Source organism: Mycobacterium farcinogenes, from assembly GCF_019739075.1.
GTDB lineage: Bacteria > Actinomycetota > Actinomycetes > Mycobacteriales > Mycobacteriaceae > Mycobacterium > Mycobacterium senegalense.
Genome location: NZ_CP081673.1, coordinates 4,313,679 through 4,327,259, shown reverse-complemented (window position 1 = coordinate 4,327,259; position 13,581 = coordinate 4,313,679). Strand labels below are relative to the sequence as shown.

Here is a 13,581-nt window from a genome sequence, read left to right as displayed (position 1 = left end):
AACAGGAGGACGACACGGTGGCGACGGTCAGTACGGGTTCCGACGATATTCGCCGCCGCGCCGATGAAGTCCTGGCCCGCCTGCCCGAGGTCCGGTCGTGGCAGGAGCCGCTGTACCGGGATCTGCACCAGCATCCGGAACTCTCGCATCAGGAACGGCGTACGGCCGGCGTGGTCGCCGCGCGTCTGCGGGAGTCCGGGCTGACCGTTCACGAAGGTGTCGGCGGGACGGGCGTGATCGGAGTGCTGCGCAACGGCGAGGGGCCCGCGGTGCTGTTACGGGCGGACATGGACGCCTTACCGGTGAGCGAGGCAACCGGTCTGCCGTACGCCAGCTCTCAGGAGCGTGTCATGCACGCGTGTGGCCATGACGTGCACGTGACGTGCCTGTTGGGTGCGGCCGATTTGTTCGCTCAGGCCACAGATCACTGGCGGGGCACCGTGATTGCCCTTTTCCAGCCGGCCGAGGAGGTCGGTGACGGCGCCAAGGCGATGGTCGACGACGGTCTGGCCGACCTGATCGGCCCGGTCGATGTGGCGCTGGCTCAACACGTGGGGCCCGCGCCCGCCGGATATGTCGCGATCTGCACCGGTCCGGCGCTGGCAGCCGCGGACAGCATGCGCATCACCGTCTACGGACGGGGCGGGCACGGTTCGATGCCACAGGCGACGGTGGATCCGGTGGTGCTGGCGGCGATGATCGTGATCCGGCTCCAGATGATCGTGTCCCGTGAGGTGGCCGCGACCGAGACGGTGGTGCTGACCGTCGGCAGTATCCACAGCGGTGGGAAGAGCAACGTCATCGGCGATCACGCTGTGCTGCAACTCAATCTGCGGACGTATGACGCGACGGTGCGGACGTCGGTGCTCGATGCGATCAGGCGGGTCGTGGTGGCCGAATGCCAGGCATCCGGTTCCCCGCGCGAACCCGAGTTCGAGTTGTACGACAGTTTTCCGCCGACGGTCAACGACGAGGCGGTGACCGAACGGGTGCGTTCAGGGTTCAGCGAGTTCTTCGGGTCCCGGGCCGCCACCATGGGGCCGCAGGCTGCCAGTGAGGATTTCAGCGACATCCCCAACGCGCTCGGCGTGCCCTATACCTACTGGGGCTTCGGCGGTATCGACGAAAAGGTGTACCGGACCGCCGTCGATGCGGGTCGGGTCGGCGCCGACATCCCGGTCAACCATTCGCCGAGTTTCGCCCCGGCGATCCAGCCGACCTTGGACACCGGCACCCAGGCACTCGTGGTGGCCGGGCTCAGTTGGCTTTAGCGGCCAGGTGCTCGTCGAAGAACGCGAACACCCGCGACCAGGCGTCGGCAGTGGCGGCCTCGTTGTAGCCGAATCCGGCGATCCGCAGAAATGCCTGCCCGGGCAGCTGGTTGGCGAAGCTGTGCCCGGCATCGGGGTAGACCTTGATGTCGGCCGGGATGTTCTTGTCGTCGACGATGCGCTGGAGGCGAGCGGGCGCGCCGATGCCTATCGGGTCGCGCCGGCCGAAGCTGGCCACCACAGGACACGACGCGTCCAGAGTCTGGGCGAGATGCCGCGGCAGCGGAGTGCCGTAGAACGGTGCGGAGGCGCCAAAACCCTTGGGGCCCAGCACGAGCGCGAACTGTCCTCCCATGCAGAAGCCCGCGATGCCGACCGCTCCGGTGCATTTTGCGTGTGAACGCAGGTGATCGCGCGCGGCCAGAATGTCGTCGAGCGCCCGGCCGCGTTGGGTCATCAGTTCCCGCATCACCCGGGTGATACAGCGGGCTCGACCACCGCGCGAATAGAGATTCGGCGTGAGCGCGAGATAGCCCGCGGCAGCGACGCGTTCGGAGATGGCCTCGTTGTCGGGCCCGTATCCGATCGCATCGTGGATGATCACCACCCCGGGCCACGGCCCGTCGCCACCGGGACTGTTGAGCAGAGCGTCGATAGGACCGGCCGGGGTGTCCATCGTGATCGTCGTCACCGGACCTACGGTAGCGGCTGATCGTCAGGTTCCGCAGAACGTGCGGTAGGCGCCGAAGTCGGCGGGTGCGGGTGCGGCAAAACGCTCCAGCCCGGGACGCTCGTCGTAGGGCGCCGCGAGGGCACCCATGAGGTGCCGCAGCGGTTGCAGGTCACCGGCGGTCGCCGCTGCCAATGCTTCCTCGACCAGGTGATTGCGGGGTATGTAGACGGGGTTGACCCGATCCATCGCGGCGGTGTCGGGGTGCAGGTCCTGCCACCGTGCCGACCACTGGTCGAACTCGCCGGGGATCGCGGCTTCTCCGCGTGCTGCCCGACCGAGGTCGCGAAAGAACGATGTGTAATCAGTTCGGTTCTGCTGCAACAGCGCGAGCATGTCGTCGATCAGTGTGCGAGCCGCATGGTCGTCGACATCGGCGGACAAGCCGAGCTTGGCGCGCATGCCCGTCGACCACGCCGCCTCGAACTGGGGCCCGAATTTCTGCAGCGCGCCGGTGGCCAGCTCGACGGCCTGATCGCCCTCGTCGGCGAGCAGGGGAAGCAGAGTCTCGGCGAAGCGGGCCAGGTTCCATGCCGCCACGGTCGGCTGGTTGCCGTAGGCGTAGCGGCCGCCGTGGTCGATCGAGCTGAATACCGTTGCGGGATCAAAACTCTCCATGAATGCGCACGGCCCGTAGTCGATGGTCTCACCGGAGATGGTCATGTTGTCGGTGTTCATCACGCCGTGCACGAATCCGACCAGCATCCACCGGGCCAGCAGCGAGGCCTGTGCCGAGACGACAGCCTCGTACAGCGCCAGATAGGGGTTGTCGGCATCCGCCGCGTGCGGGTGGTGCCGCTCGATCGCGTGGTCGGCCAGCCGGCGCAGCAGGCCGAGGTCACCGGCAGCCTGGGCATATGCGGAGGCGTACTGGAAGCTTCCGACCCGCAGATGACTGTCGGCGATCCTGGCCAGGACGGCGCCCGGCAGCAAGGTGTCGCGCTGGACGTCCCGTCCGGTGGCCACTACGGCCAGGGCACGCGTGGTGGGAATGCCCATCGCGTGCATTGCTTCGCTGACGATGTACTCACGCAGCATGGGCCCGACGACGGCCAGGCCGTCGCCGCCTCGGGCGAACGGGGTTCGTCCCGAACCTTTCAGATGCAGGTCGCGGGGTCGGCCGTGGGAGTCGACGAGTTCCCCGAGCAGCAGGGCGCGGCCATCGCCCAGGCGCGGGACGTATCCGCCGAACTGGTGCCCGGCATAGGCCTGGGCGACGGGGGTGGCGCCATCGGGCACGACGGTGCCCGTCAGCAGGCCGAGCCCGCCGGGTGTGTGCAACCAGGCCGTGTCGAGGCCGAGTTCGGCTGCCAGCTTCTCGTTCAGTGCGAGCAACCGCGGTGCCGGAGTTTCCTCGGCCCGCCACGCGACGGCCATTTCGGGCAGTGCGCGGGCGAAGCGGTTGTCGAGCACGACGGTCGGTTCGGATGCGACGCTCACCTCTCGAGCCTACGGAGCCTCAGAGGCTGCCCAGGTCGTCCGGCACGTCGACGGCGTATTGCGCAAGGATGTCGAGCGGCACCAGCTCGAGCGTGCGTTCATGGGTGGCAGCCAGCACCACCGGGGCCGCCTTGCCGTCATTGTGGGCGCGCAGCCAGTTGACCGCGGTGACACACCAGCGGTCTCCTGGCGTCAGGCCGGGAAATCGGTACTGCGGTGCCGGCGTCGACAGGTCGTTGCCGATGGACCGCTGGTGTTCGAGGAACTCGGCCGTCACCACGGCGCAGATGGTGTGCCGGCCCGCGTCGGCGTCGCCGGTGGAGCAGCACCCGTCGCGGTAGAAGCCGGTGAGCGGGTCGGTGCCGCATTCCTGCAGCGGGCCGCCCAGCACGTTGCGATCAGCCATGGCATCAGTATGGGTGCCGCTGCCGGTTCAGCGCGCCGGTGGCGATGCCGAACTGCGTTGCGCGTCGAGGACCAGCAGCGCCACGTGCAGTGACGTCATCGATTCACCGTCGTCGAGGTTGACGCCCAGTCGGCGTTCGATGGAGGCCAACCGGCTGTAGAGGGCCGGGCGGCTCATGTGGAGACGTTTGGCCAACGCGGACTTGTTGCCTGCGAGTTCCAGGTAGCCGCGCAGCACTTCGACGTCGTCACTGCCTTGGGCGGCATCGTGGATCAGCAGGGTCTTGAGCTCGGTTTCGGCGAACATCTGCACCCGCGGATCGTCGAGCAGCAGCGTGATCAGCCCGCGCAGCCGCACATCGGAGGCACGCACGAAGCGGCGTGTCAGATCCGGCATCGACGCCGCGACCTCGGCGACGTGGGCGGCCTCGCGCAAACCGTGCACCGCATCGGCGAATGCTGCGGTGTCACCGCCGATCGCGATGACCACCTTGTCGGTGTCGCCGCCGCGGGCGATGGCCTCTCGCCAGCCTTCGGCCAGACGGCCGAGCGCGGTATCGGTACTCAACCCGCGTCGTGGGTTCAGCGCCAGTACCAAGCCGATCTCGCCGTCTCGCCGGATCGAGCAGATCGCGCTGTGCCCTTGGGCTTTCACGCCGTGGGTGACCGCGTCGAGGATGCGGATGTTGCGGCGTTGGGTGGCGACCGGGTCAAGCCGGTCCGGCGGCGCACCGACACGGATCGTGGCGGGCACGTAGGGTCCGCCGGCCCGCAGGCCGAGCGCCAGTGCTCGGGCGTCGGCCTCGCGGTCGTCATCGATCCGCCCGCCCAGCACGTCGTCGATCAACCCGCTCTGGGCCTGATGCTCGAGGCCGGACCGGCCACGTTCGGCCATGCGGTGCAGGGCCAGCGCCTGGGCGGCGCGTTCCAGAACCATGGTGGTCTTGGCTGGCGCGGACGGGGCGTGCGGCACGATCAGCCGGCCCCACTCCTCGGTGCGAGGGCCGACGGCGGTGGTGGCCCACGGTTCGGTCATGGCCCGGGATCGCCGCTGCCAATCGGAGAGCACCGCGGTGGCCGGCTCGTTGCGAGGGAAGATGGCCAGCACCTGGTGCGAGAGGTCCTCGAGGACCACCGATTCGTCGGTCATCTCTGCTGCTGCACGCACGATGTCCGCCATCGTCGGGCGCTTCATGCTCAACTCGGTGAAGGTCTTGTGAGTGCGATGGGCGAACTCGAGTTCCTCGTACTGGTCGGCCACGATCAGCCGGTGCACCGCTTCGGTGACTTCGACGAACTTGGTCTCGCGATGCAGCACGACGAGTGCCAGACCGAGGGTTTGGGCCATATCCCCGACGTTGCGGGGTAGCGAGTCGATGCGGGTGCCCAGCTCGACCACCACGCCGACGACGCCGGCGCGCTGCATCCGGCGGAGGTAGTCGCGGGGTGCGTCGCGCAGGGCGGCGCCCGTGGTGAGCACGAGTTCGCCGCCTTGCAGTAGGCCGGCGAGGTCGGGCATGTCGCTGACGTGTACCCAGCGCACCGGCCGATCGAGTTGTTGCGCGCTGAGCACCTCGGGCTCCCCGGCTTGCACCACCGGCAGCGCGATGATGTCGCGCACGGTCGGGATCATTTACAAAGTGTAATGAACGCGCAAATCGGCCTTACAGGTTGATAGCTTCTGCGGTGCCGACAGTGGCTCAGAGTAGTAGCCGTACCCCAAAGCCACAGGAAGGTTCGATTCCATGAGCAATGTCATCCAGCACTGGCGCGACGGCAAGGTCTTCGCCGGCACGTCGACAGCTACGGCCCCGGTGACCAACCCGGCGACGGGCGCGGTCACCGGCGAGGTTGCCCTGGCCAGTGTGGATGACGCGCGTGCCGTGATCGACGCCGCCGTGGCGGCGTTCCCGGGCTGGCGTGACACGTCGCTGGCCAAGCGCACCTCGGTGCTGTTCGCATTCCGAGAATTGCTCAATGCCCGCAAGGACGAGCTGGCCGCGCTGATCACCGCCGAGCACGGCAAGGTGCTCTCCGATGCCCTCGGTGAGGTGAGCCGTGGCCTCGAGGTCGTCGAATTCGCTTGCGGCATCCCGAGTCTGCTCAAGGGCGGGTTCACCGAGAACGCCTCGACCAACGTGGACGTGCACTCGGTGCTGCAGCCGCTGGGGCCGGTCGGCATCATCTCGCCGTTCAACTTCCCGGCCATGGTGCCGATGTGGTTCTTCCCGATCGCCATCGCCGCGGGCAACACCGTGGTGCTCAAGCCCTCTGAGAAGGACCCGTCGTCATCGCTGTGGATGGCCCGGCTGTGGGCCGAGGCCGGCCTGCCCGAGGGCGTGTTCAACGTGCTGCAGGGCGACAAGACCGCGGTCGACGAGTTGCTGACCAACCCCAAGATCAAGGCGATCTCGTTCGTCGGGTCCACCCCGATCGCGCAGTACGTCTATGCCACGGCCACTGCGGCCGGCAAGCGGGTGCAGGCCCTCGGTGGCGCCAAGAACCACGCGGTGATCCTGCCCGACGCCGATCTGGACCTGGCTGCCGATGCGATGGTCAACGCCGGTTTCGGTTCGGCCGGGGAGCGCTGCATGGCGATTTCGGCCGCCGTGGCGGTCGGCCCGATCGCCGACGATCTGGTGGCCAAGATCGCCGAGCGGGCCGCGACCATCAAGACCGGCGACGGCACCAAGCACTCGGACATGGGCCCGCTGGTCACCAAGGTCCATCGCGACAAGGTGGCGTCCTACATCGATGCGGGAGAGGCTGCCGGCGCCAAGGTCGTGCTCGACGGCCGTACCGTCATCGCCAACGGTGGAGCCGACGGCTTCTGGCTGGGCCCGACCCTGCTGGACAACGTCACCCCCGAGATGAGCGTCTACACCGACGAGATCTTCGGCCCGGTGCTGTCGGTGCTGCGGGTCGAGTCCTACGACGAAGCGCTTGAGTTGATCAACAACAACCCCTACGGCAACGGCACCGCGATCTTCACCAACGACGGCGGCGCGGCGCGGCGCTTCCAGAACGAAGTCGAGGTCGGGATGGTCGGTATCAACGTGCCGATCCCGGTTCCCATGGCCTACTTCAGTTTCGGCGGTTGGAAGGCGTCACTGTTCGGTGACAGCCATGCCCACGGCACCGAGGGCGTGCACTTCTTCACCCGCACCAAGGCCATCACCACCCGCTGGCTGGACCCCAGCCACGGCGGCATCAACCTCGGCTTCCCCGAGAACAAGTGAGAGAATTTCAGCCATGACTGTGACTCAAGAGCCTGCCGTGCTGCCCAACGGGCTGACTGTCGAGGCGGCCAAGGCCGAGGCCGCGCGGGCCTATGAACTCGACCGCGCGCACGTGTTCCACTCCTGGTCGGCCCAGGAGGAGATCTCGCCGATGACCATCACCGCCGCACAGGGCTCGTACGTGTGGGACGGCGACGGTAACCGCCTGCTGGACTTCTCGTGTCAGCTGGTCAACACCAACATCGGTCATCAGCATCCGAAAGTCGTTGCCGCCATTGCCGAACAGGCGGCCAAGCTGTGCACCATCGCTCCGCAGTACGCCAACGCGGCGCGCTCGGAGGCGGCGCGGCTGATCGCCGAGCGCACCCCCGGTGAGCTGAACAAGGTGTTCTTCACCAACGGTGGCGCCGACGCCGTCGAGCATGCGGTCCGGATGGCCCGCCTGCACACCGGCCGCTACAAGGTGCTGTCGCGGTACCGCGCCTACCACGGCGGCACCGATACCGCGATCAACCTCACCGGTGATCCGCGGCGCTGGCCCAATGACCGGGGCAACGCCGGCATCGTGCACTTCAACGGGCCGTTCCTGTACCGCTCGTCGTTCTACGCCGAGACCGAGGAACAGGAATCCCAGCGCGCGCTGGAATACCTCGAGAAGCTGATCCAGATGGAGGGCCCGTCCACCATCGCCGCGATCATCCTGGAGTCGATCCCCGGCACCGCCGGAATCATGGTGCCGCCGCCCGGGTACATGGCCGGGGTGCGGGACATCTGCGACCGCTACGGCATCGTGTTCATCGCCGACGAGGTGATGGCCGGGTTCGGCCGTAGCGGAAAGTGGTTCTCCATCAACCACTTCGATGTCGTTCCCGACCTGATGACATTCGCCAAGGGAGTCAACTCCGGGTACGTGCCGCTGGGCGGCGTCGCGATCAGCCCCGAGATCTATGAGACCTTCGCGCACCGCGCCTACCCCGGTGGGCTGACCTACTCGGGTCATCCGCTGGCGTGTGCCGCGGCCGTCGCGACCATCAATGCGATGGCCGAGGAGCGCATGGTCGAGAACGCCGCCGAGATCGGCACCGAGGTGCTGGCGCCGGGTCTGGCCGAGTTGGCCGCCAAGCACCGCAGCGTCGGCGAAGTGCGCGGTGCCGGTGTGTTCTGGGCCGTCGAACTGGTCGCCGACCAGCAGACCCGAGAGCCGCTGGCGCCCTACGGTGGTTCCAGCCCGGCGATGAACGCCGTGGTCGGCGCGTGCAAGGCGGGTGGCTTGCTGCCGTTCGCCAACTACAACCGCATTCACGTCGTGCCGCCGTGCAACGTGACCGCGGAAGAAGCGCGTGAGGGTCTGGCGATCCTGGACTCGGCACTCGACGTGGCCGATCAGCACACCAACTGATCTCCGTTTCCGATGCCCGGCTACGCGACCAGCGTGGCCGGGCATCGGCGTTCAGCGGCCGTAGCGTCGCCATACCCGGTGGAATAACTCCGTTGCCGCTTGATCCGCACGGCGAGTTGAGACACTGGACCGGTGCGTTCACCTGCCCAGTGCTGGCTAACCGACATGGACGGCGTCCTGGTCCGCGAGGAGCACGCGCTCCCGGGCGCGGCCGAATTCCTTCAGGCCCTGGCCGACAAGCAACGGCCGTTCCTGGTGCTGACCAACAACTCGATCTTCACCCCGCGCGACCTGGCCGCCCGGCTGGCGCGCTCAGGGCTGATCGTGCCGGAGGCGTCGATCTGGACGTCAGCCCTGGCGACGGCGGCGTTCCTGGCCGACCAGCAGCCGGGCGGCTCGGCCTATGTGATCGGCGAGGCCGGCCTGACCACCGCATTACACGAGGTCGGTTACACGCTGACCGACATCGATCCCGACTACGTCGTGTTGGGGGAGACCCGCACGTACTCGTTCGAGGCGATCACCAAGGCTGTTCGGCTGATCCTCGGTGGGGCTCGGTTCATCGCCACCAATCCCGACGTTTCGGGCCCGTCGGCCGAGGGCCCGCTGCCGGCGACCGGCTCGGTGGCGGCCATGATCACCAAGGCCACCGGCCGCGACCCCTACTTCGTGGGCAAGCCCAACCCGATGATGTTCCGCAGTGCGCTCAACCGGATCGAGGCGCACTCGGAGAACACAGTGATGGTCGGCGACCGGATGGACACCGACGTGGTGGCCGGGATCGAGGCCGGGCTGGAGACCATCCTGGTGCTCACCGGTTCGACGTCGGTCTCCGACATCGAGCGCTTTCCGTTCCGGCCCAGCCGGGTGCTGCCGTCGATCGCCGAGGCGATCGAGCTGATCTGAGATGACCAGCGAGCCCATCGACGCCTACTACACCGCGACGGTAGCGTCCCTCGTCGCGCCGGGCTCAGGGGACGCCCCTGCACTGGATGTGCCGAATCCCTTGGCGCTCTTCGACGCTCAGCTGGGCAGCAGGCATCTGGACCTTGCCGCCCGGTGGCTGCGTTCGCAGGGGCAGGGCTTCTACACCATCGGATCGTCCGGCCACGAGGGCAATGCCGCCGTCGCCGCCGCCCTGCGACCGACCGATCCGGCGCTGTTGCACTACCGGTCAGGCGGCTTCTACCTGGTTCGCGCCGCGCAGGTCGACGGCTCCGATCCGCTGCGTGACGTGTTGCTGGGGTTGGTGGCGGCCACCGCTGAGCCGATCTCCGGTGGGCGGCACAAGGTCTTCGGCCGCCACGACCTGAACATCATTCCGCAGACCTCTACCATCGCCTCGCACCTGCCACGTGCGGTCGGGGTGGCCTTCTCGATCGCGCGCACTCGCAAGCTCGGTGTGGATTGCCCATGGCCAGACGATGCGGTGACGGTCTGCAGTTTCGGTGATGCCTCGGTCAATCACTCGACAACGGTGGGCGCCATCAATGCCGCTTTGCATGCCGCCTATCAGGGGCTGCCGATGCCGCTGCTGTTCGTCTGCGAGGACAACGGCATCGGGATCAGTACGCCGACACCGCGGGGCTGGATCGCCCGCGCCTATGGGGACCGTGCGGGGTTGAGGTACTTCGCCGCCGACGGCTGCGATCTCGTCGACGCGGTCCAAAAGGCGCGTGCCGCAGCGGATTGGGTTCGTCGTGAGCGCAAACCCGCGTTCCTGCACCTGCGCACGGTGCGGTTGATGGGGCACGCCGGCACCGACTACGAGCAGGCCTACCGGCCTGGAGCCGACATCGTCGCGGACTACGAGCGTGACCCGGTGCTCAACACCGCGAGAACACTAGTGGCCCACGGTGTTCTGACCGCCGAGCAGGCTCTGCAACGCTACGAGGACAAACGGGCCGAGGTGATGGAGCTGGCTCGTGAGGTCAGTGCCTGCCTGCAGTTGGACAGCGCACCCGCGGTGATGCGCCCTCTGCGCGAAACACTCGACGATGCCCGGGCGGTGTCGGCCGTGGCGTCGGGTGAGCCCGGTGGCCCGCCCCTGACCCTGGCCCTGGCCATCAACCGGGCGCTGAAGGATGCGCTGAACGTGCACCCGGAGACGATCGTGTTCGGCGAGGACATCGCCCGCAAGGGCGGGGTCTACGGCGTGACCCGTGGCCTGCAGTCCGCCGCGGGGCCCGCGCGGGTATTCGACACCTTGCTGGACGAACAGACCATCTTGGGACTGGCTCTCGGAGCGGGCCTCTCAGGACTGGTGCCGATCCCGGAGATCCAGTACCTGGCCTATGTCCACAATGCCGCCGATCAGATTCGCGGTGAGGGGGCCACGCTGCAGTTCTTCTCAAGTCGTCAGTACCGGAACCCGATGGTGGTGCGGATCGCGGGCTACGGCTACCAGAAGGGGTTCGGCGGCCACTTCCACAACGACAACTCGATCGCTGCGATCCGCGACATCCCCGGGGTGGTGATCGCCTCGCCGGCCCGGCCCGACGACGCTGCCGCGATGCTGCACACCTGCGTTTCCGCCGCGAAAAACGCCGGCGCCGTGTGCATCTACCTCGAACCCATCGCGCTTTATCACACCAAGGACCTGTACGCCGACGGCGATCAGGAGTGGTTGGCGCACTATCCCACCGAGCCGGTGCGCATCGGTTCTGCCCGCACCTACGGTGAGGGCACCGACCTGACCATCCTGACGTTCGGCAACGGATTGTGGATGAGCCTGCGGGTGGCCCGCCGTCTGCAGCAGGCCGGGATCGGCACACGGGTGGTCGACCTGCGGTGGCTGTCGCCGCTGCCGGTCGAGGACCTGCTGCGGGAGGCGGAAGCGACCGGCCGGGTGCTCATCGTCGACGAGACCCGCCGCACCGGGGGCGTGGGGGAAGGCGTGCTCGCCGAACTGGTCGACCACGGCTTCACCGGCAGCCTGCAGCGGGTGGCCAGTGCCGACAGCTTCATCCCGCTGGGCGATGCCGCGCTGCAGGTGCTGCTGTCCGAGGACACCATCGAGGCCGCCGCAGTGAAACTGGTGGGCGCACGATAGCTTGACTGCCATGGCCGAATCTGTAACGCCGGACCCGACCCGCCCGCTCGCTGGGGTGCGGATCGTCGAGATCTCCAGTTTCGTCGCGGTACCGCTGGCCGGTATGACCCTGGCCCAGTTGGGTGCCGAGGTGGTGCGGGTCGACCCCATCGGCGGCGCTGCCGACTATCACCGTTGGCCGCTCACCGATGGCGGCGACAGCATCTACTGGGCCGGGCTGAACAAGGGCAAGCGGTCGCTGGCCGCGGACATGCGCTCGCCGGAAGGCCAGCAGTTGGTGCAGCGGCTGATTGTCGAAGCCGGAGTTCTCATCACGAATGTCGCAGGGCGGCAGTGGCATTCGTACGAAGTTCTGTCTGCCCTTCGACCGGACCTGATCCACGTCGAGGTATCGGGACGCGCGGACGGCGGAACCGGGGTCGACTACACGGTCAACGCGGGGCTGGGTTTCCCTATGGTCACCGGGCCGTCGCAACTGTCCAGCCCGGTCAACCATGTGCTGCCGGCCTGGGATGTCAGCTGCGGGTTGTACGTGGCGCTGGCCGTCAGCGCCGCGCTGCGTCAGCGCGACTCCACCGGTGAGGGCGCCAGGATCAGCATCCCGCTGGAGAACGTCGCGCTGGCCACCGCAGGCAACCTCGGGTTCCTGACCGAGGTGATGATCAACGGCACCGGCCGCGAACGTCTCGGCAACACCCTCTACGGCACCTACGGCCAGAACTTCACCAGCAGCGACGGCGTCGGGTTCATGCTGGTGGCGCTGACCGGCAGGCATTTCCGGGATCTGACCGAAGTCACCGGGACCACCAAAGCCGTTGCCGCCCTTGCCGAGGCGTTCGGTGCAGACTTCACCGACGAAGGGCAGCGCTACACCCACCGGGACGCCCTCACCGGATTGTTCACCCTGTGGTTCAGCGAGCACACCGCCGAGGAGATCAGTGCGGCACTGTCGGGTACCTCGGTGCTGTGGGAACGGTACCGCAGCTTCGCCGAGGTCGCGGTCAACGAGCGGGTGGTCGCCAATCCGCTGTTCACGCCGCTGGAACAGCCCCGCATCGGCACCTACCTGGCGCCCGGCCTTCCGGTGTCGATCGGCGGGGTGTACCCGCCTGCGGTCCCCGCGCCGGCACTCGGCGATGACACCAGGTCCGTGCTCACCGAGCACCTCGGGCTCGGTGCCGACGAGATCGCGGCGCTGACCGAATCCGGCACCGTCGCAACGGGTACCGACGCGCGGTGAGCACCCTGCTGAGGCTGCTGGACGTCAGCGAAGACGCGGCCGGTGAGGTGTTCACCGGGAATGCCAGCGGGCCGGAGGGCAAACGGGCCTACGGTGGCCTGCTGGCCGCCCAGAGCCTGGCGGCGGCCTGCCGAACCGTCGGCGACGATCGGGCGCCGACCAACATGCACCTGCAATTCCTGCGCGGTGGAAATGCCGGGGAGACCGCCGAGTACCGCGTGGAGCGCGTGTACGACGGGCGCACGGCCTCGGCCCGACGGGTCGAATCGTATGAGCAGGGCCGCATGTTGACCACCGCGACGGTGTCGTTCGCGACGGCTCTCGCCGGGCCCGAACACGGGTGGGGCGCGATGCCGCACGATCCTCAGGTCCTCCCGTGTACCGGGCCTCCCGGTCCCGCGCCATCCCTGCCGCTCGACGAGTTCGACATCCGCATCGCCGACGAGGGCGAGGGCGAGGAGTTCGTCCGCCGGATGTGGTGGCGGGTCACCACTGAACTGCCCGACGACCCGGTGGTGCACACGCTGATCGCGGTGTACATCACCGACTTGTACGGGATCGATCCGGCGTTGGCGGTGCACGGTCACAGTATGCGGTCGCGCAGCCACCGCAGTGGCACCACTGATTCGTCGATCTGGTTTCACCGCCCGGTGCGGGCCGGGGAGTGGAATCTGTTGGAGTCGCGGTCGCCGGCGACCGCGCGGGGTCGCGGGCTGATCACGTCAAGCCTGCTGCGCGCCGACGGCGCGGTGGCCGCCACCCTGGTGCAGGAGGGGTTGGTGGCCGATCGCTTGGCGGACTGAGC

Annotated in this window: 11 protein-coding genes; 7 read left to right on the top strand and 4 right to left on the bottom strand. The window is 67.9% G+C overall.

Annotated features, from left to right (window positions below):
• Positions 1-17: 17 nt before the first annotated feature.
• Entirely contained in the window at positions 18-1,271 is a 1,254-nt protein-coding gene (locus tag K6L26_RS20575) for an amidohydrolase (RefSeq protein ID WP_245008625.1), read from the top strand.
• Here K6L26_RS20575 and K6L26_RS20570 read toward each other — a convergent pair.
• From K6L26_RS20570 to K6L26_RS20555, 4 genes are read right to left on the bottom strand one after another with little or no spacing between them, the layout of a single operon-like run.
• Positions 1,258-1,962, bottom strand: coding sequence for a dienelactone hydrolase family protein (locus K6L26_RS20570; protein ID WP_019346353.1), 705 nt, complete (start codon positions 1,960-1,962; stop codon positions 1,258-1,260). The genes K6L26_RS20575 and K6L26_RS20570 overlap by 14 nt on opposite strands.
• 24 nt (positions 1,963-1,986) lie before the next feature.
• Positions 1,987-3,441 (bottom strand): protein adenylyltransferase SelO, encoded by a 1,455-nt coding sequence (locus K6L26_RS20565; protein ID WP_221851396.1) that lies wholly within the window; start codon positions 3,439-3,441, stop codon positions 1,987-1,989.
• 19 nt (positions 3,442-3,460) lie between these two features.
• On the bottom strand, positions 3,461-3,847 hold the full coding sequence (locus K6L26_RS20560) for a DUF2237 family protein (protein ID WP_019346351.1): 387 nt from the start codon (positions 3,845-3,847) through the stop codon (positions 3,461-3,463).
• Between the two features lie 27 nt (positions 3,848-3,874).
• Positions 3,875-5,479, bottom strand: a complete 1,605-nt coding sequence (locus K6L26_RS20555; protein ID WP_019346350.1) for a PucR family transcriptional regulator — start codon at positions 5,477-5,479, stop codon at positions 3,875-3,877.
• A gap of 112 nt (positions 5,480-5,591) precedes the next feature.
• Between K6L26_RS20555 and K6L26_RS20550 the strand changes: the two genes are divergently transcribed.
• The 6 genes from K6L26_RS20550 to K6L26_RS20525 all read left to right on the top strand — a co-directional run bounded on the left by K6L26_RS20550 (position 5,592) and on the right by K6L26_RS20525 (position 13,579).
• A complete protein-coding gene (locus K6L26_RS20550; protein WP_221851394.1) occupies positions 5,592-7,085 on the top strand; it encodes a CoA-acylating methylmalonate-semialdehyde dehydrogenase in 1,494 nt (497 codons plus the stop codon).
• A 13-nt stretch (positions 7,086-7,098) separates the two neighbouring features.
• Positions 7,099-8,484 carry an aspartate aminotransferase family protein gene (locus tag K6L26_RS20545; RefSeq protein ID WP_221851392.1) on the top strand — a complete coding sequence of 462 codons (1,386 nt, stop codon included), beginning with the start codon at positions 7,099-7,101 and terminating at the stop codon, positions 8,482-8,484.
• 132 nt (positions 8,485-8,616) lie between these two features.
• Positions 8,617-9,390, top strand: coding sequence for an HAD-IIA family hydrolase (locus K6L26_RS20540; protein WP_221851391.1), 774 nt, complete (start codon positions 8,617-8,619; stop codon positions 9,388-9,390).
• Position 9,391: 1 nt separating this feature from the next.
• Positions 9,392-11,536, top strand: a complete 2,145-nt coding sequence (locus tag K6L26_RS20535) for a thiamine pyrophosphate-dependent enzyme (protein WP_221851389.1) — start codon at positions 9,392-9,394, stop codon at positions 11,534-11,536.
• Between the two features lie 10 nt (positions 11,537-11,546).
• A complete protein-coding gene (locus K6L26_RS20530; RefSeq protein ID WP_221851387.1) occupies positions 11,547-12,776 on the top strand; it encodes a CoA transferase in 1,230 nt (409 codons plus the stop codon).
• Complete coding sequence (locus K6L26_RS20525; protein WP_221851385.1) at positions 12,773-13,579, top strand: acyl-CoA thioesterase; 807 nt, start codon at positions 12,773-12,775, stop codon at positions 13,577-13,579. The genes K6L26_RS20530 and K6L26_RS20525 overlap by 4 nt, the downstream gene beginning before the upstream one ends.
• The last annotated feature ends 2 nt before the right edge of the window (positions 13,580-13,581 follow it).